The 16,710-nt window shown below is 65.8% G+C and carries 16 protein-coding genes and 2 rRNA genes; 11 read left to right on the forward strand and 7 right to left on the reverse strand.

Annotated features, from left to right (window positions below; all coding sequences use genetic code 11):
• Together rrf (J5M67_RS25570) and rrf (J5M67_RS25575) are read left to right on the forward strand one after the other, a co-directional pair.
• Window positions 1-87, forward strand: a 5S ribosomal RNA gene (gene rrf / locus J5M67_RS25570); the annotation flags it as partial.
• Between the two features lie 105 nt (window positions 88-192).
• Window positions 193-308: ribosomal RNA gene (rrf, locus tag J5M67_RS25575) — 5S ribosomal RNA — on the forward strand.
• Window positions 309-612: 304 nt separating this feature from the next.
• Here rrf (J5M67_RS25575) and J5M67_RS25580 read toward each other — a convergent pair.
• The 6 genes from J5M67_RS25580 to J5M67_RS25605 form a co-directional block, all read right to left on the reverse strand.
• Complete coding sequence (locus tag J5M67_RS25580) at window positions 613-1,071, reverse strand: GNAT family N-acetyltransferase (RefSeq protein WP_207888225.1); 459 nt, start codon at window positions 1,069-1,071, stop codon at window positions 613-615.
• Between the two features lie 135 nt (window positions 1,072-1,206).
• Complete coding sequence (gene fabB, locus J5M67_RS25585) at window positions 1,207-2,424, reverse strand: beta-ketoacyl-ACP synthase I (protein ID WP_207888226.1); 1,218 nt, start codon at window positions 2,422-2,424, stop codon at window positions 1,207-1,209.
• Window positions 2,425-2,434: 10 nt separating this feature from the next.
• A complete protein-coding gene (gene fabA / locus J5M67_RS25590; protein WP_207888227.1) occupies window positions 2,435-2,950 on the reverse strand; it encodes a 3-hydroxyacyl-[acyl-carrier-protein] dehydratase FabA in 516 nt (171 codons plus the stop codon).
• A gap of 229 nt (window positions 2,951-3,179) precedes the next feature.
• On the reverse strand, window positions 3,180-5,093 hold the full coding sequence (locus J5M67_RS25595; RefSeq protein ID WP_207888228.1) for an ATP-binding protein: 1,914 nt from the start codon (window positions 5,091-5,093) through the stop codon (window positions 3,180-3,182).
• A complete protein-coding gene (locus J5M67_RS25600) occupies window positions 5,090-5,989 on the reverse strand; it encodes an ABC transporter substrate-binding protein (protein WP_207888229.1) in 900 nt (299 codons plus the stop codon). Before J5M67_RS25600 ends, J5M67_RS25595 begins: the two co-directional genes overlap by 4 nt.
• A gap of 22 nt (window positions 5,990-6,011) precedes the next feature.
• Window positions 6,012-8,120: a TonB-dependent receptor gene (locus J5M67_RS25605; RefSeq protein WP_207888230.1), complete on the reverse strand. Its 2,109-nt coding sequence runs from the start codon at window positions 8,118-8,120 to the stop codon at window positions 6,012-6,014.
• Window positions 8,121-8,271: 151 nt separating this feature from the next.
• On the opposite strand from J5M67_RS25605, the gene J5M67_RS25610 reads away from it, so the two are divergent.
• The 3 genes from J5M67_RS25610 to sixA are packed head-to-tail and all read left to right on the forward strand — an operon-like array spanning window position 8,272 to window position 10,108.
• Window positions 8,272-9,294, forward strand: coding sequence for an NAD(P)H-dependent glycerol-3-phosphate dehydrogenase (locus tag J5M67_RS25610; protein WP_207888231.1), 1,023 nt, complete (start codon window positions 8,272-8,274; stop codon window positions 9,292-9,294).
• A gap of 11 nt (window positions 9,295-9,305) precedes the next feature.
• A complete protein-coding gene (locus J5M67_RS25615) occupies window positions 9,306-9,647 on the forward strand; it encodes a DUF4389 domain-containing protein (RefSeq protein ID WP_207888232.1) in 342 nt (113 codons plus the stop codon).
• Window positions 9,644-10,108 (forward strand): phosphohistidine phosphatase SixA, encoded by a 465-nt coding sequence (gene sixA / locus J5M67_RS25620; RefSeq protein WP_207888233.1) that lies wholly within the window; start codon window positions 9,644-9,646, stop codon window positions 10,106-10,108. Before J5M67_RS25615 ends, sixA begins: the two co-directional genes overlap by 4 nt.
• A 44-nt stretch (window positions 10,109-10,152) precedes the next feature.
• On the opposite strand, the gene J5M67_RS25625 is transcribed toward sixA, so the two are convergent.
• The gene (locus tag J5M67_RS25625; protein WP_207888234.1) at window positions 10,153-10,647 is read right to left on the reverse strand and encodes an MgtC/SapB family protein; all 495 of its coding nucleotides are present in this window, start codon (window positions 10,645-10,647) and stop codon (window positions 10,153-10,155) included.
• A gap of 270 nt (window positions 10,648-10,917) precedes the next feature.
• Here J5M67_RS25625 and J5M67_RS25630 point away from each other — a divergent pair, with 270 nt between their 5' ends.
• The 6 genes from J5M67_RS25630 to J5M67_RS25655 all read left to right on the forward strand — a co-directional run bounded on the left by J5M67_RS25630 (window position 10,918) and on the right by J5M67_RS25655 (window position 16,662).
• On the forward strand, window positions 10,918-12,585 hold the full coding sequence (locus J5M67_RS25630) for an AMP-binding protein (protein WP_207888235.1): 1,668 nt from the start codon (window positions 10,918-10,920) through the stop codon (window positions 12,583-12,585).
• A 15-nt stretch (window positions 12,586-12,600) separates the two neighbouring features.
• Complete coding sequence (locus J5M67_RS25635) at window positions 12,601-13,026, forward strand: hotdog fold thioesterase (protein WP_207888236.1); 426 nt, start codon at window positions 12,601-12,603, stop codon at window positions 13,024-13,026.
• 231 nt (window positions 13,027-13,257) lie between these two features.
• Window positions 13,258-14,061, forward strand: coding sequence for an AraC family transcriptional regulator (locus tag J5M67_RS25640; protein ID WP_207888237.1), 804 nt, complete (start codon window positions 13,258-13,260; stop codon window positions 14,059-14,061).
• A 45-nt stretch (window positions 14,062-14,106) separates the two neighbouring features.
• Window positions 14,107-14,754, forward strand: coding sequence for a LysE family translocator (locus J5M67_RS25645; protein WP_207888238.1), 648 nt, complete (start codon window positions 14,107-14,109; stop codon window positions 14,752-14,754).
• A gap of 237 nt (window positions 14,755-14,991) precedes the next feature.
• The gene (locus J5M67_RS25650) at window positions 14,992-15,792 is read left to right on the forward strand and encodes an alpha/beta fold hydrolase (RefSeq protein WP_207888239.1); all 801 of its coding nucleotides are present in this window, start codon (window positions 14,992-14,994) and stop codon (window positions 15,790-15,792) included.
• Window positions 15,793-15,801: 9 nt separating this feature from the next.
• A complete protein-coding gene (locus J5M67_RS25655; protein ID WP_207888240.1) occupies window positions 15,802-16,662 on the forward strand; it encodes an alpha/beta fold hydrolase in 861 nt (286 codons plus the stop codon).
• The last annotated feature ends 48 nt before the right edge of the window (window positions 16,663-16,710 follow it).

Below are 16,710 nucleotides of genomic sequence, written 5' to 3' on the forward strand. Positions count from 1 at the left end.
TGATCCCATCCCGAACTCAGCAGTGAAACGACGCATCGCCGATGGTAGTGTGGGGTTTCCCCATGTGAGAGTAGGTCATCGTCAAGCGCCTATCCCAAAGCCCCTGGTCAGCATCGCTGGCCGGGGGTTTTGCTTATTAGTGAAAGCATACCGAATTCGGATGAACGCCCAGGCGAGCATCCAACCGAATTGCTTGACGACCATAGAGCATTGGAACCACCTGATCCCATCCCGAACTCAGCAGTGAAACGATGCATCGCCGATGGTAGTGTGGGGTTTCCCCATGTGAGAGTAGGTCATCGTCAAGCTTCTAATCCCAAAGCCCCTGATCAGCGAGAGCTGGTCGGGGGTTTTGTTTTTTGGGGAGCAAAAAAGCTGTTGCACTGGCATTGGTGGCAACCGGAGATCTTGGCGTGCGCCGTGTGCAAGGCTTTCGCGAATAAGGTCCGCTACGTTGTTTTCTGGGTCCCCGCGTTCGCGGGGATGACGCTGAGGAGCGCGAATCCAACTTCCGTCACTCCCGCGAACGCGGGAGCCCAAAAAAGACAGTTGCTCCTACGAGAGCTTTAAGCGGTCATGGCGGAGCGACGCTGTTCGCGAGCAAGCTCGCTCCTACAAGAGCTTGAGTGACTTGGTCATGATGATTGTGCGCTCTTCTCCGTGGAGCTGTTCGCGTACGACGCTGTAGCCCTGGCGGGCGTAGAAGGCTTGGGCGGTGAGGGAGGAGGGGAGCAGCAAGGCCTCCACGCCACGCTCCAGTGCGGTTTCTTCGATTATGCTCATCAGAGCCTGGCCGATGCCTTTGTGCTGCTGCCGTGGGGCTATGAAGAGGCTGCGCACGACGTTGCAGTCCAGGGCGCCTGTACCGACGATCTCGTCGCCCAGCAGAGCGACGAAGACCAGACGCTGCTCCAGCAGCTCGATCAAACGTTCGGGCGAGAAGTTCGCCGCTACTGACTCGATGACGCTCGCTGGGTAGTCCTGGCTATTGCTCTCCCTGACGGTCATCACAATCAGCTGGCTGATGGCTGCAGCATCTTCGCTGCGGGCCTTTCGAATCATCAGCTTCATCTGCATGCTCCCTGTTTTCAGCTTGCCTAATCCTGACCTGATTGGGGATGCGAGGCAAAGCTGAAGGGCAGGTGGCCAGGAACTGCAGACAACAAAAAAGGCGCCCTGGGGCGCCTTTCTTGTTTGGATCACCGATCAGCCGTTGTGGCGTTTCAGGACCAGGGTGGCGTTGGTGCCGCCGAAGCCGAAGCTGTTGCTCATGACGGTGTCGATCTTCGCGTTCTCGCGGGTCTCGCGCAGGATCGGCAGGTCGGCGACTTCCGGGTCCAGTTCGTCGATGTTCGCGGAACCGGCGATGAAGTTGCCTTCCATCATCAGCAGGCAGTAGATGGCCTCGTGAACGCCGGCGGCGCCCAGGGAGTGGCCGGACAGGCTCTTGGTGGAGCTGATGGCCGGGGCCTTGTCGCCGAACACTGCACGCACGCCACGGATTTCGGCGACGTCGCCGACCGGGGTGGAGGTGCCGTGGGTGTTCAGGTAGTCGATCGGGGTGTCCACGGTGGACAGGGCCTGCTGCATGCAGCGGATGGCGCCTTCGCCGCTCGGGGCTACCATGTCGTAGCCATCGGAGGTGGCGCCGTAGCCGACGATTTCGGCGTAGATCTTGGCGCCACGCTTCAGGGCGTGTTCCAGTTCTTCGACCACGACCATGCCGCCGCCGCCGGCGATGACGAAACCGTCACGCTTGGCGTCGTAGGCGCGGGAGGCCTTTTCCGGGGTCTCGTTGTACTGGGTGGAGAGGGCGCCCATGGCGTCGAACAGGCAGCTCTGGCTCCAGTGTTCTTCCTCACCGCCGCCCGCGAAGACGACGTCCTGCTTGCCCAGCTGGATCTGTTCCATGGCCTGGCCGATGCAATGCGCGCTGGTGGCGCAGGCCGAGGAGATGGAGTAGTTCACGCCCTTGATCTGGAAGGGAGTGGCCAGGCACGCGGAGACGGTGCTGCCCATGGTGCGGGTGACGCGGTATGGGCCGATGCGCTTGACGCCCTTCTCGCGCAGGGTGTCGATGGCTTCCATCTGGTTCAGGGTGGAAGCGCCACCGGAACCGGCGATCAGGCCGGTGCGCGGGTTGGAGATCTGCTCGGGGGTGAGGCCGGAGTCCTTGATTGCCTGTTCCATCGCCAGGTAGGCGTAGGCGGCGGCGTCGCCCATGAAGCGGAAGACCTTGCGGTCGATCAGCTCTTCCAGGTTCAGGTTGACCGAACCGGAAACGTGGCTGCGCAGGCCCATCTCGGCGTAGCTGGGGTTGTGGCGGATGCCAGCACGGCCTGCACGCAGGTTGGCGGAGACGGTGTCTTTGTCATTGCCCAGGCAGGAAACGATGCCCAGACCGGTGATCACGACGCGACGCATGCGGATACCCTTAGAAGCTGTCAGTGGAAGTGAACAGGCCGACGCGGAGGCCTTCGGCGCTGTAGATTTCGCGGCCATCGACGCTGACGCTGCCGTCGGCGATGGCCAGAACGAGCGATCGATTGATCGTACGCTTGATGTGGATGTTGTAGGTGACTTTCTTGGCGGTCGGCAGGACCTGGCCGAAGAACTTCACTTCGCCCGAACCCAGGGCGCGGCCGCGGCCGGGGTTGCCTTGCCAGCCGAGGTAGAAGCCGACCAGCTGCCACATGGCGTCGAGGCCCAGGCAGCCCGGCATGACGGGGTCGCCTTCGAAGTGGCAGGCGAAGAACCACAGGTCGGGGTTGATATCCAGCTCGGCGACCAGTTCGCCCTTGCCATACTTGCCGCCGGTTTCGCTGATGTGGGTGATGCGGTCGATCATCAGCATGTTGGGGGCGGGCAGTTGCGCATTACCCGGGCCGAAGAGCTCGCCGCGGCTGCAACGCAGCAGGTCTTCTCGGGTGAAGGCGTGTTGTTTGGTCATGCGAGCTCCTCAAAAATCTTGGATGGCAGGCGGTGTTGGCTTCTGCCTGCGGCGCCGCGTTCCGTTTTTATTGTCACGGTCTCACGCGGCAGCCTAGTCATAGACTATTGCCTTAAGGTGAAAGTCACAGCTTCCGGCGAACGCTTGTTCACTTTTCGTCGGCGCCGGTTTTTTGTCAGGGGCAGATGCCCGTGGCCGGTCCGCAGTGTGGTGCAAGCTCGCGCGCGGATCAACGGCCTGGAGCAACCCAGCGCTGCAATATCCGTTGCAATTCGGCCCTTTTGAACGGCTTGGCCAGGTAGTCGTTCATCCCGGCTTCCAGGCAGATTTCCCGGTCGCCCTGCAGGGCGTTGGCGGTCAGGGCGATGATCGGCACCTGTTCGCCGCCGGGTCTTGAGCGGATCTGCCGGGTGGCCTCGTAGCCGTTGAGTACCGGGAGTCGGCAATCCATCAGGATCACCGCGAATTCGCCACGCTCGGAGGTGCGGACCGCCTGAACGCCATCGCCCACCAGCGTGACGCGATAACCCAGGCTGCGCAACATAGCTTCTATGACCGTTTGATTCACCGGGTTGTCCTCGACCAGCAGAACGGACTGACCAGCGGCAAGCATATCGATGCCTACTGCGCTTTCCTCGGTGATCGCCAGGCGTTCGCGGAAGGGCAGGGGGATCTCCAGGGTGAAGGTCGAACCGCAGCCTTCCTCGCTGGTGGCGCTGAGGGTGCCGCCCATGCGTTCGGCCAGGGTCCGGGCGATGGTCAGGCCCAGGCCGGTGCCGCCGTAGCGGCGCGAGGTGGAGGAGTCGGCCTGCTGGAAGGCATCGAACATGTGCTCAAGGCGCTCGCGGGAGATGCCGATGCCGCTGTCCTGCACCGAGCAGCTGAGCCACAGGACTTCTTCGTCCAGCGCCTGCCAGGTGGCTTCCAGCCGCACACCGCCTTCCTCGGTGAATTTCAGGGCATTGCCCAGCAGGTTCACCAGGATTTGCCGGATGCGCGTCGGATCGCCCTGAACTTCGAGCATATTCAGCCCGTCCTGTACCGCCAGTTCCAGCTCCAGGCCGCGCTGGTGGGCGCTGTGCTGGAAGACCTGCACGGAGCTCTGGATCAGCTCCAGCAGGTTGAACGGGATGCGCTCCAGCTCCAGCGCACCGCGCTCGATGCGGGAGAAGTCGAGGATGTCGTTGATCACCTTGAGCAGGTGCTCGGTGGACTCGGTCGCCAGCGCGCTGTACTCGGCCTGCTCCTGGTTCAGCTCGGTGGTTTCCAGCAGCTGCAGCATGCCCAGCACGCCATTCATCGGCGTGCGCAGTTCGTGGCTCATCATCGCCAGGAAGTCGGACTTGGCGCGGTTCGCCTCTTCGGCCTCCTCACGCGCGGCCACCAGCTGGGCGATGCTGCGCTCCTGCTCCAGGGCGGCCTGTTGCAGGCCGCGGGCGAGGTTGTTGATGTGCCGGGCGAGGTCGCCGACTTCGCCGTCGTCGGGTACCGGCAGGGCGGTGTGGTAGTCGCCGCTCTGGATTGCCTGCACCGCGCGCCCCATGGTGCTGATCGGCGCGGCCAGGCGCTGCGCCAGGCGCCGGGCCAGCAGGTAGGTCAGCACCAGGGCGAAGAGCGCCAGGAGACTGGCCTTGAAGAGGATTTCCTGCTGCCGTTCGCTGAAGGCATCGCTGGCCATCCCGACCACTACCCGGCCGAGGTAATCGTTGCTAGAGGTCGTGGCGGCGCTGGCATCGAGGGCGACGTCCAGGTTGCCGCCATTGAGCTGGATGTTTTCGCGCTGGATCGCCGCGTGGAAGATTTCCACCTTGGTGCTGGTCTGCGCCGGATCGGCGGGATGTTCGACGTAGACCAGGATGTTGTCGCCGCGGTCGCGCACTTCGATGAAGCGCACGTGGGCCGTGCCGAGGGTGGCCCGCAGCAGGCTCTGCAGCACCGGCAGGTTGCCGGAGATGACGCCGTATTCGGCGGCCGGCGCCAACTGGTTGGCGATCAACTGGCCGGTGTGGTTGGACTCCTGCCGCAGGTCCTGCAGGCGCGAGTAGGTGAAATAGCCGGTGAGCAGCAGTGTCAGCAGCAGCGCCGGACCGAGGCTGATGGCCAGCATGCGCGTCTGGATATTCCAGCTCTTGCGGGCGCTCATGGGGATTCTCCTTCGGCGAGACGATGTGCGAGCGTGGCGTCGTCCGGCAGCTCGATGCTCAGCGAACGCGCCACCTGGCGGTTGCTCTGCACCTTGAATCGTTCAGGGTAGAGGCTCGGGGGCCATTGCGACGGCGGCTGGTCGAGCAGCGGGTCCAGCGTGTCCAGCCAGTCGCTCTGGTCGCTGTAGGTGCTGGCCAGGCTGCCGGCCCTGACGAAGGCCACGGTGGGGCCGATCAGGGCGTGATTCTCGGCATAGGCGCTGAGCAGGATGCCTTTGACGGTACGCGGGTTGTAGAGCAGTTTGTCGTCCAGCCCGAGCAGCAGGTCACTGCTGTCGAGCAGTTCACGCAACGGGCGGGGATCGTCGCTGCGCTCCTGCAATTGGGTGACCAGCTCGACGCCGACCTGCCGGGCCTGTTCCGACAATTCGTTGAGCAGGAACTTGCTGGCGGGGCTGAAGAGCACGCCGATGCGCTGTGGCCTGGGGTGCAGTTGCAGGGCCAGTTGCAGTTGCCGGGCGGGAGGCGGATCGCTCCAGAGCAGGCTGATGCCCTCGCGGTGGCGGCCGTCGAGCAATTGCTGTGCTTCCACGCGGCTGACCAGCAGCGTCAGCGCGGGCGGGCCCTGTTCGCTGGCGAGGCGCCAGTTCAGCGCGGCGGTCCCCAGCAGCAACAGATGGGGCTCGGGGGAGAGCGTCGAGGCTGGGGGGAGCTCGTCAGGTGATTCCAGGCGAATCTGGTCCTTCGGGCGTCGTTCGGCGAGCGCCTGGCTGAACGCCTGCACGGCGGCGCTCTGGTCGCTGCTGACCAGCAGCAGTTCGCGGGCCTGCGCAGGCAAGGCCAGCAGGCAGACCAGGCCCAGCAGCCAGATCCTGAGCCGGTTTCCGAGGCTCATCCCTGAGCGGCGGGCCGCCATGCTAGAAATCCACCTCGGCGCTGAAATACAGCAGGTGGCGGTCGTCGTAGCGGTTTTCCGGCCAGGTCAGCGGCTCGTCGTCCAGGCGTTGCTGCAGCACTCCCGCCAGTTCCAGTGCGGCCTTGCCCAGAGGAATACGCTTGGCCACGCGCAGGTCCACGCGCTCGAAGCGATGTTCGTTCAGCGCGTCGTCGCCGTAATAGAACACTGCGCTCGACCAGCCACGTCCCCAGTCGCGCATCCAGCCCGCCGAGCCGCTGTTGCGGGCGGTGAGACGCTGGTCGTAGCGGCTGCTGGCCTCGTAGTCGACATAGGCGTAGGTGAAGCGCAGTCGATCCCGCAGGCCGACGCGCCAGTCCAGCTGGGTCTCGGCGCCGTTGAAGCGGATATCGTTGTCGTTGCTGGGCTCGAAGTCGGTCAGTTTCAGCGGATCGCTGATCAGACCGTGGATTTCGTCGTGGTACGCCTTCACGTCCAGCGCCAGGCCGATCTCGTCGAACTGGCCGTTGTAGCCGACTTCCCGCGAGCGCATGCGCTCCTGATCCAGGTCCCCCGGCCCGTGGGCGCGGGCGAAATAGTAGGCCGTGTTCTGGCCGTAGGGGTTCGGCGTGAGGTTACGCGCGCGGTAGCTCCAGTTCACGTCGTTCTCGTACATGTCGGGCGAGCGCACGGCTTCGGAGTACACCGCCCGCAGGCTGTGTCGCGGCGTGATCAGGTAGTTCAGGGCGATGCGCGGGCTGACCGAGCTGCCGGAGGTCTGGTCGTCTTCCAGCATGGCGCCACCCTGCAGCAGCCAGTGGGGCGTCAGGTGCCATTCCAGCTGGCTGAACAGCCGCCAGATTTCATTGTTCACCGTACCGTTGAAGTAGGTCTCAGAGACCGCCTGGTCGTGGCGATAGCTCATGCCGGAAACCAGCCGCAGGCTGTCGGTCACGCTCAGGGTGTCCTGCATTTCGAGGTCGTAGCGGGTTTCCCGGATGTTCTGGTTCACCCAGCCGCAGGCTGGCGCGCCGGCCCCGCCGACGATCTGCTGCAGCACCTGCCTGGCCAGGGCCTGTTCCTGGGCGGTGCCCTTGGGGATGCTCGGCAACGCGTCGCCCAGCTTGTTCACGTACTTCGGGTTGAGTGCCCAGAGCTGCGCCAGTTGCGGGCTGAACACGATCTGCGCTTCGCAGGCGCGGAAGTCCTGCAGGCGCTCCCAATGCTCGGCGTAGCCCTGGACGTAGAGGCTGTGCTGCGGGTTGGCGTCGAAGGTCCAGCGCAGGGAGCCGGCGTAGTCGCGAGCGGTCAGGTCGGAGTCGCTGTCGCCGGCGGGAATGTCGTCGAACACCGGGCGGTAGTTGTACGGGCGCTGGTTGCTGCCTTCCTTCGCGGCGATCTGCCAGTCCAGGCTGTTGCGCAGGTCGAGGCTGTGGTTGGCCACCAGGTTGAAGCGGGACAGGCGGCGGCCGTCGCGGTAGTCGCGGTCGAACTGGTCGTGGTCGAAGCCGTCGTCCGCCTGGCCGGAGAGCGACAGGCGATAGTCGCTGGCCTCGCCGCGCAGCCCCTGGCTCGCGTACCAGTCGCGGATGCCGTTCTGCCCGGCGGTGTACTTCAGGCGCGTGCCCTGGCTGTCGGCGGGGTGGCGGGTGAGGATGTTGATCACGCCCATCAGCGCGTTGGCGCCGTAGCTCACGGCGTTCGGCCCGCGGAACACCTCGATGCGGTCGATATCCTCGATGGCCACCGGAATGTCGCTCCAGTCCACCGTGGCCAGGCCTGGGCGGTACACCGAGCGGCCATCCACCAGCACCTGAAGGCGGCGCGCCTCGGTGACGTTGGTGCCGTGGTAGTTCACCGTGGCCTGGTTGCCCGACAGGTAGCCGACCATCATGCCCGGCACCAGGCGCATCAGCTCGGGGATGTCGCGGGCGCCGGTGGCGTGGATCAGGTCGCGGTCGAGCACCGTCATGCTGCCCGGCACCTCGGCGGGCGACTGCTTCAGGCGGCTGGCGGTGAGTACGTCCGGCACTTCCACGCGATCGACGAAGAGATCGCCGGCGACTGCCTGGCCCGCCAGCAAGGCGGCAAGCAGGGACAGCGGCAGGGGAGCGCGGGAGGAAAGCTGCACGGAACGGCCTTGTTCTCGATTTTTTCTTCAATGAACGGATGGTAAACGAGGCGCCGTTGTTTGCCAGTCCTGCGATCCGGACTGGTCGCTGCGCGACGGGGCCTTATAATGCCTCAATCGCCGCCACAAGGCGGCCCGTAATGGAACAGACATGACTGAGCAGCAACCGATCGCCGTCCTCGGCGGTGGCAGTTTCGGTACCGCGTTCGCCAATCTGCTGGCGGAGAACGGCCAGCGCGTTCGCCAGTGGATGCGCGACGAAGAACAGGCCGAAGCGATCCGCACCCAGCGCGAGAACCCGAACTATCTCAAGGGCGTGCGTATCCATGCCGGCGTAGAGCCGACCACCGACCTGCCGGCGACCCTGGCCGCGTGCGAAATGATCTTCGTCGCCGTGCCGTCCAGCGCGCTGCGCAAGGTGCTGGAGGGCCGCAGCGAGGAGCTGGCGGGCAAGATGCTGGTCAGCCTGACCAAGGGCATCGAGGCGCAGACCTTCAAGCTGATGAGCCAGGTCCTCGAGGAAATCGCGCCGAAATCCCGCATCGCGGTTATTTCCGGCCCGAACCTGGCGCGGGAGATCGCCGAGCACGAGCTGACCGCCACCGTGGTCGCCAGCGAGGACGAGGACGTCTGCAAGCGGGTGCAGGAAGCGCTGCACGGCCGCACCTTCCGCGTCTACGCCAGCGGTGACCGCTTCGGTGTCGAACTGGGCGGCGCGCTGAAGAACGTCTACGCCATCATCGCCGGCATGGCTGCGGCACTGGGCATGGGCGAGAACACCAAGGGCATGCTGATCACCCGCGCCCTGGCGGAGATGACCCGCTTTGCCGTCAAGCTCGGCGCCAACCCCATGACCTTCCTCGGCCTGGCCGGGGTGGGCGACCTCATCGTCACCTGTTCGTCACCCAAGAGCCGTAACTATCAGGTGGGCTTCGCCCTGGGCGAAGGCCTGAGCCTGGACGACGCCGTGGCGCGCATGGGCGAGACCGCCGAGGGCGTGAATACCCTGCGGGTACTCAAGGCCAAGGCCGACGAGCTGCAGGTCTACATGCCGCTGGTGGCCGGCCTGAACGCCATCCTGTTCGGCGGCCGCACGCTGGAGCAGGTCATCGGGGCGCTGATGAGCGGCGAGCCGAAGACCGATGTCGACTTCATTCCCACTACCGGTTTCTGAGGAAGGTCCCCATGTCCGCTGAGCGTATGGAAAAAGAATCCCTCGTCCTGCGAGTCGTCTGGATGCTGGTGTTCGCCCTGGTCTGGTTCGTCGCCGAAATCCTGCTCGGCGTCGTGGTGGTGGTCCAGCTGATCTACCGCATCATCTACGGCGCGCCGAGCGGCAGCCTGATGGCCTTTGGCGACAGCCTCAGCCAGTACTTCGCGCAGATCGGCCGCTTCGGCACTTTCCAGACCGAGGAGAAGCCCTGGCCGTTCGCCGACTGGCCGGCGGCCCGCGCCCCCGAGGGTGAGCCGCCGCACAGCGTGCCGCCGGCCGAGCATCCGGCGCGTGACGAAGAGCCCAAGCTGTGAAGCTCTGGCTGCTGCGCCACGGCGAGGCCGAACCCCAGGCCCGCCGCGACTCGGAGCGGCGCCTGACCGCCCACGGCCGCAAGGAAGTGCTCAAGAGCGCGGCCCAACTCGCCGGCCAGCCGATCGACGGCATCCTTGCCAGCCCCTACGTGCGCGCCCAGGAAACCGCCGAGCTGATCCGCGAGGCCCTGGGCTTCGACGGTTCCGTCGGCACGGCTCCCTGGCTGACCCCGGACGACGACCCCAAGGATGTCCTGCGCTTCCTTGACGGCCGCACCGAGCGCAACCTGCTGCTGGTCAGCCACCAGCCGCTGATCGGCTCCCTGGCCGGCCTGCTGGTTCACGGCAGCCGCAGCGATGCCGTGCCCTTCAGCACTGCATCGCTGGCCGAGCTGGAGGGCGAATGCCCGGTGGCAGGGCTGATGGAACTGATATCGCTGCACCATCCGCGGCACAACTGAGCGCGTGTGATGCCCCAAGAACAAGGCCCCGAAAGGGGCCTTGTTCATCTCAGCGGATCATCTTCGTCGGTCAGCTTGGGCGGCGGCTTGCGGAAGCGTGCATCGATGCGGCGTTCCAGCCAGCTGCCGAAACTGAGGATCAGCAGCGTCAGGACCACCCCGATGGCGGCGGTGAGCGCGTGGCCGCTGCCGCAGGCGATGCCGATCATGGAGGACACCCAGATGGTGGCGGCGGTGGTCAGGCCCTCCACGCGGTAGCGGCGTTCGTGGTGGACGATGACCCCGGCGCCAATGAAGCCGATGCCGGTCAGCACGCCCTGGACTACCCGGCTGGCGGCGTCGGGGCTGGTCGGGTGCAGTTGCAGGATGACGCCCACCGCCAGCGCGGCGGCGAGAGCGGTGAGGGCATGGGTGCGCAAGCCGGCGGGGCGGTTGTGCAGTTCTCGGTTGAGGCCGACCAGGCCGCCGCAGAGCGTGGCGATCAGCAGGTTCAGCAGCAGGTCTAGCTGGCTTGGCGGTATCTGGAAGGCTTCCGGCATGACGAATATCCGTCGAGGTGTTCCCCAAAGGGTAGTGCGCCTTCTCTCGCCAGGTACTGTCGCCGGGCAAATCGTCGCCGGATATTTCGTCGAAAAGCCCCATGACAGAGCGGCTGCATTCGGTCTGAAGGATACGCCCTACAAAAGTTCACACGATCAATCTTGTCTGACGTGTCCGTGCATGGAATATTCGACCAAGCAAGTGCTTGGTTGATCTATCGCTATACCTCTGAGCTACACCTCTGAAAAAGAACAACAAAGGAGGGGCACGTGGTTAAAGCAGTCCGATTACCGCTCGAGCTGATCTATCAGCGCGAGACCAGTCACCCGAACAAGCCTTACCTCGTCCAGCCCCTGGGTGGTGGCGAGGTGGAAACCCTCACCTGGGGCGAAGTAGGTGATCAGGCGCGGCGCGCCGCCGCCTGGCTACGCAGCCTGGAGCTGCCGGCCGGCAGCCGGGTGGCGATCATCTCCAAGAACTGCGCGCACTGGGTCGTCGCCGATATCGCTATCTGGATGGCCGGCCATGTCTCCGTGCCGCTGTATCCCAACCTTACCGCCGACTCCGTGCGCCAGGTGATGAACCACTCCGAGGCGGCGGTGGCCTTTGTCGGCAAGCTGGACGACTGGCCGGCGATGGCCGATGGCGTTCCACCGGGCGTGCCGACCGTGGCGCTGCCGCTGCATCCGCCCGGGCACTTCGATCACCAGTGGGCCGATATCCAGAAGCAGTCGCCGATCCGCGACGATCCGCGCCCGGACGCCGCCACCCTGGCGACCCTCATCTACACCTCCGGCACCACCGGCATGCCCAAGGGGGTGATGCACACTTTCGGCAACTTCGCCTTCGCCGCCAGCCATGCCATCGAGCTGTTCGGCGTCGGCGAGCAGGACCGGCTGATGTCCTACCTGCCGCTGTGCCACGTGGCCGAGCGCATGTTCGTGGAAATGGCGTCGATCTACGCCGGGCAGACGATTTTCTTCGCCGAGAGCCTGGATACCTTCGTCGCTGACATGCGCCGCGCACGGCCCACGGTGTTCTTCGGCGTGCCGCGCATCTGGACCAAGTTCCAGATGGGCGTGTTCGCGCAGATGCCGGCGCAGAAGCTCGACCGCCTGCTGCGCCTGCCCATCGTCGGGCGCCTGGTCGGCCGCAAGGTGCTCGCCGGCCTTGGCCTGGATGCCGTGCGCTATGCCCTCTGCGGCGCCGCGCCGGTGCCCGACGCGCTGCTCGACTGGTACAAGCGCCTCGGCCTGAACGTGCTGGAGGTCTATGGCATGACCGAGAACTGCGGCTATTCCCACGTCTGCCGCCCCGGTGAGCAGAGAGCCGGCTGGATTGGCCGCAACAGTCCCGGCGTGGAGGTGCGCATCAGCGAGGAGGGCGAGGTGCAGGTGCGCAGCGGCGCGACCATGCTCGGCTACTACAAGGATCCGGAGCGTACCGACGAGGCCATCACCCGCGACGGTTTCCTGCGCACCGGCGACAAGGGCGAGCAGGATGCCGAGGGCAACCTGCGCCTGACCGGGCGGATCAAGGAAATCTTCAAGACCGCCAAGGGCAAGTACGTGGCTCCTGCACCCATCGAGAACCGCCTGGCGGTGCACTCGCGCATCGAGCAGATCTGCGTGGTGGGCGACGGCCTGATCGCTCCGCTCGGACTCTGCGTGCTGTCGGAAATCGGCCGGCAGGAAGCGGCCAACGGCGCCCGTGGCGAGCTGGAGCAGAGCCTGAAAACGCTGCTGGAAGAGGTGAACAATGCCCTGGACAAGCATGAGCGCCTGGCCGGTCTGGTGCTGGTCCGCGATGTCTGGACGGTGGACAACGGCTTCCTCACCCCGACGCTGAAGATCAAGCGCAACGTGGTGGAAGGCACTTACGGCCAGCGCTTCAATGAATGGGCAGAGCGCCGCGAGGCGGTGCAGTGGCATGACTGAGCAAGGGGGAATGCAATGATCTGGCGCAACCAGCCCAATCTGGAAAAACTCAACGCGAACCTGAAGAACACCATCGGTGAAGTGCTCGACATCCGTTTCGAGGCCTTCGACGACGATTCGATCACGGCCAGCATGGTGGTGGACTCGCGGACCCACCAGCCTTATGGCCTGCTGCATGGTGGCGCTTCGGTGGTGCTGGCGGAGACCGTTGGCTCCACCGCCAGTTATCTGTGCCTGGATAACAGCAAGTACTACTGCGTCGGCCTTGAGGTGAACGCCAACCACCTGCGCGGCCTGCGCAGCGGGCGGGTAACGGCGGTGGCGAAAGCGGTGCACATCGGCCGCTCGACCCATGTCTGGGAGATCCGCCTGCATGGGGATGACGGCAAGCCCAGCTGCATTTCGCGGTTGACCATGGCCATCGTGCCGCTGGAGCGCTGAGTCTGAGAGGGCTCTGGGCAGGGCGGGGCGTGCGAGATTTGTGCGGGGCTCGGCCAATCGCGGACGGAGTCCGCTCCTACGCTCTCTGGTAAACCGCGCCGATGCGGGGGTCGGTGTAGGAGCGGACTCCGTCCGCGATGTTTTCGCCCAATGCCAGGAGCTGGCGCCGAACAACCTGCCGCTCGCAATTTTGTCCAAGACCCACTGTTCCAGCGCCGGTAAAGTAGGCCCATGGAACGCATCGAACATCACAGCAGCGGCCTGCCCGGCGTCCGTTTCATCGACGCCGAGTACCGTCGTTTCGCCTTTCCCCGGCACTTTCATCTCGACTACCACGTCGGGCTGATGCTGGACGGCTGCCAGCGCTATACCCATCGCGGTGAGCGTTCGCTGGCCGGGCATGGCGACATCCTGCTGATGAGCCCCGAGAGTATCCACGACGGTGCCAGCGAGAATGACGACGGCTATCGCATCCGCGTGCTGTCCATCGACCCGCACTGGCTGGACGACGCCTGCCGCGCCTTCAGCGATGGCCGCCAGGGTGCGCCGCGCCTGACTGCCGCGCAACTGCGCGACCCGCGTCTGCAATCCGAACTCCAGCACGCCCACTCACTGCTGCTGGGCGGCGAGCGTCTGGCCCAGGAAGGCCAGCTCTGGCAGGCGCTGGCCGCACTGTTGGAGCGCGCGTCCAGCTTGCGCATCCGCGAGCCGGGGCAGGGCTTCGATGCCGTGACCTGGGCGCGCATCCGCGAATGGCTGGAGTCGCGCCTGGAAACACCGCCCACGCTGGATGAGATCGCCGTGTTCTGCGACCTCAGCCCTTGGCAGGTGCTGCGACGCTTCCGTCACCAGTGCGGGCTGCCGCCGCACCAGTGGCTGACCCAGCTGCGTCTGGAGCGTGCATTGCCGCGGGTGATCAAGGGCCAGCCGTTGTCGGAGATTGCCCTGAGCCTGGGGTTCTATGACCAGGCCCACTTCAGCCGCCTGTTCCGCCGCACCTATGGATTGCCGCCCGCGCGACTACGCCAGCGCTGATCCGCCACCCAAATCCCGTTTCCTTTCCCACTGGAGAATCCCGCCATGCAGGAGGTTCACGTCTTGCTCATGCTCACCGCCGTGTTCGCCGTCGCCCTGGTCAGCCCCGGGCCGGACGTCGCGCTGGTGGTGCGCACGTCCCTGCACCAGGGCCGCCGCGCCGGCGTGCTCAGTGCCCTGGGGCTGGCCTGCGGCATCCTGGTCCACGGCACCCTGGTGCTGACCGGCGTGTCGCTGCTGCTCAGCCAGTCGCCGCTGCTGTTCAGTGCGCTGCAACTGGTGGGCGCGGCCTATCTCGGCTGGCTCGGCATCGGCGCGCTGCGCGCACTGCGCAAGCCGGGCGGGGCAGGGCGTATCGACTGCGAACTGGCTGAATCCCGCCTCGGCCCCTGGCTGCGCGGGATGGCCACCAACCTGTTCAATCCCAAGGCGCTGGTGTTCTTCCTCGCGCTGCTCAGCAGCCTGATCCCGGCGGACATGTCGGCGCCCGGCAAGGTTGCGGTGGCGGTGATGCTGTTCGGCACCGGCTTCGCCTGGTTCAGCCTGCTCAGCCTGATCCTCACCCGGCCGCTGTGGCAGCAGCGCCTGCTGCGCGCGGTGCCGGTGATCGATGGCGCGTGCGGGCTGGTGTTCCTGCTGGTGGCGAGCGGCATCCTGTTCAACGTGGTGAATCACGCGGCGCATTGGGTTTGAAGGCAAAGCGGCGGATAACGCGTGCCGCGTTATGCGCCCTACAGTGGGCTCATCGTAGGGCGCATAACCGTTCGCGGTTATCCGCCGAAAGCGTCCGGCACGAGGTCGGATCAAGGCAATTCCGCCGGAGCACCATGGACTTTGGCCGTACTGCCATCATTCGCGGCGGTGCGGGTCATTGCCCCTGCCAGGTTGCTGTCGGAAAATTCAGACTGTCATTTCCCTGAGTTCGCCGGCATGTCGCAATCGGTCTTCTTCGCCCACGCCAATGGCTTCCCCTCGGGCACCTACAGCAAGCTGTTCGACGCCCTGGAGCCGGATTACCGGGTCCACCGGCTGGACATGCACGGCCACGACCCGCGCTTCCCGGTGAACGCCAACTGGGAAAACCTGGTGGAGGAGTTGCTGCATCACCTCGAAGGGATGGATGAGCCGGTCTGGGGCGTCGGTCATTCCCTCGGCGGCGTGCTGCATTACCACGCCGCGCTGCGCCGTCCGGAGCTGTACCGGGGCGTGGTGATGCTCGACTCGCCGCTGCTGACCTTCGCCGACCAACTGGTGATCCGCGTCGCCAAGCGCTTCGGCTTCATCGACCGCCTCACGCCGGCCGGGCGCACACTGGGCCGTCGCGAAGACTTCAGTGATTTCGCCGAGGCCCTGGAGTACTTCGCCGGCAAGCCGCTGTTCAAGCGTTTCGACCGCGACTGCCTGGAAGCCTATGTGCGTCACGGGCTGGCGCAATCGACGGCGCAGGGGCTGCGGCTGAAATTCGACCCGGCCACCGAGATCAGCATCTATCGCAACGTCCCGCACACCAGCCCCGGCCGGCCGAAGCAGCTGGCGGTGCCGCTGACCATGGTGCGTGGCCGTCACAGCCGCGTGGTATTGCCGCATCATGCGCGGCTGGTGAGCCGCGTTCCGCTGGGCGAGAACCTGTCGCTGCCCGGCGGGCACATGTTCCCGCTGGAGCGCCCGCAGGACACCGCCGCGCTGCTCAAGACCGTATTCGCCCGCTGGCAGCAGCGCACAAGCCAATAAGGAATTGCCATGACCGCCCACGTCCAGGAAATCCGCCTGAACCTGCCGCACATCGAACTGGCCGCCCACCTCTTCGGTCCGGAAGACGGCCGCCCGGTGATCGCCCTGCACGGCTGGCTGGATAACGCCATGAGCTTCGCCCGCCTGGCGCCGAAACTCCCCGGCCTGCGCATCCTCGCCCTCGACTTCGCCGGCCACGGCCTCTCGGCGCACCGCGCGCCGGGGGCCAGCTACCTGCTGTGGGACTATGCCCTGGACGTACTGATGGTGGCCGACCAGATGGGCTGGGAGCGCTTCACCCTGCTCGGGCACTCCATGGGCGCCATCGTCTCGGTGCTGCTGGCCGGCGCCATGCCCGAGCGCATCGAGCGCCTGGCGCTGATCGACGGCCTGGTGCCCTACACCGGCGAGGCGGACACCTCGCCACAGAAGCTGGGCGAGGCACTGCGCGCGCAACTGGCCCTGCCGAACAAGCGCAAACCGGTGTACGAGATGATCGACCGCGCCGTGGAGGCGCGCATGAAGGGCGTCGGCGCAGTCAGCCGTGAAGCGGCGGAGCTGCTGGCCTCCCGTGGGCTGATGCCGGTACCCGGTGGCTACACCTGGCGCAGCGACTCGCGCCTGACCCTGCCGTCGCCGCTGCGCCTGACCCGTGCCCATGCGCGGCAATTCGTGCAGGCCATCCAGTGCCCGACCAGCCTGGTGCTGGCGCAGCAGGGGCTGCTGGCGGTGGAGCCGGCCACCCGCGAGCTGCTCAAGGATCGCCCCATCGAGGTCCATGAACTGCCCGGCCAGCACCACCTGCACCTGGACGACGAGGCTGGCGCCGAGGCGGTGGCCGCCGTGTTCCGGCCGTTCCTGCAGGGCTGAGAGAAATACCCCGTAGCGCCGTTCGGCTTGACTAAACCGGGGCCTGCC

Source organism: Pseudomonas sp. 30_B (genome assembly GCF_017491605.1).
Lineage (GTDB): Bacteria > Pseudomonadota > Gammaproteobacteria > Pseudomonadales > Pseudomonadaceae > Pseudomonas.

What these genes read in the sequence shown, in the direction of transcription:
- J5M67_RS25580 (WP_207888225.1), bottom strand. Translation starts at nt 1,071, where the DNA reads ATGAAGCTGATGATTCGAAAGGCCCGCAGCGAAGATGCTGCAGCCATC.
- fabB (WP_207888226.1), bottom strand. Translation starts at nt 2,424, where the DNA reads ATGCGTCGCGTCGTGATCACCGGTCTGGGCATCGTTTCCTGCCTGGGC.
- fabA (WP_207888227.1), bottom strand. Translation starts at nt 2,950, where the DNA reads ATGACCAAACAACACGCCTTCACCCGAGAAGACCTGCTGCGTTGCAGC.
- J5M67_RS25595 (WP_207888228.1), bottom strand. Translation starts at nt 5,093, where the DNA reads ATGAGCGCCCGCAAGAGCTGGAATATCCAGACGCGCATGCTGGCCATC.
- J5M67_RS25600 (WP_207888229.1), bottom strand. Translation starts at nt 5,989, where the DNA reads ATGAGCCTCGGAAACCGGCTCAGGATCTGGCTGCTGGGCCTGGTCTGC.
- J5M67_RS25610 (WP_207888231.1), top strand. Translation starts at nt 8,272, where the DNA reads ATGACTGAGCAGCAACCGATCGCCGTCCTCGGCGGTGGCAGTTTCGGT.
- J5M67_RS25615 (WP_207888232.1), top strand. Translation starts at nt 9,306, where the DNA reads ATGTCCGCTGAGCGTATGGAAAAAGAATCCCTCGTCCTGCGAGTCGTC.
- J5M67_RS25625 (WP_207888234.1), bottom strand. Translation starts at nt 10,647, where the DNA reads ATGCCGGAAGCCTTCCAGATACCGCCAAGCCAGCTAGACCTGCTGCTG.
- J5M67_RS25635 (WP_207888236.1), top strand. Translation starts at nt 12,601, where the DNA reads ATGATCTGGCGCAACCAGCCCAATCTGGAAAAACTCAACGCGAACCTG.
- J5M67_RS25640 (WP_207888237.1), top strand. Translation starts at nt 13,258, where the DNA reads ATGGAACGCATCGAACATCACAGCAGCGGCCTGCCCGGCGTCCGTTTC.
- J5M67_RS25645 (WP_207888238.1), top strand. Translation starts at nt 14,107, where the DNA reads ATGCAGGAGGTTCACGTCTTGCTCATGCTCACCGCCGTGTTCGCCGTC.
- J5M67_RS25650 (WP_207888239.1), top strand. Translation starts at nt 14,992, where the DNA reads ATGTCGCAATCGGTCTTCTTCGCCCACGCCAATGGCTTCCCCTCGGGC.
- J5M67_RS25655 (WP_207888240.1), top strand. Translation starts at nt 15,802, where the DNA reads ATGACCGCCCACGTCCAGGAAATCCGCCTGAACCTGCCGCACATCGAA.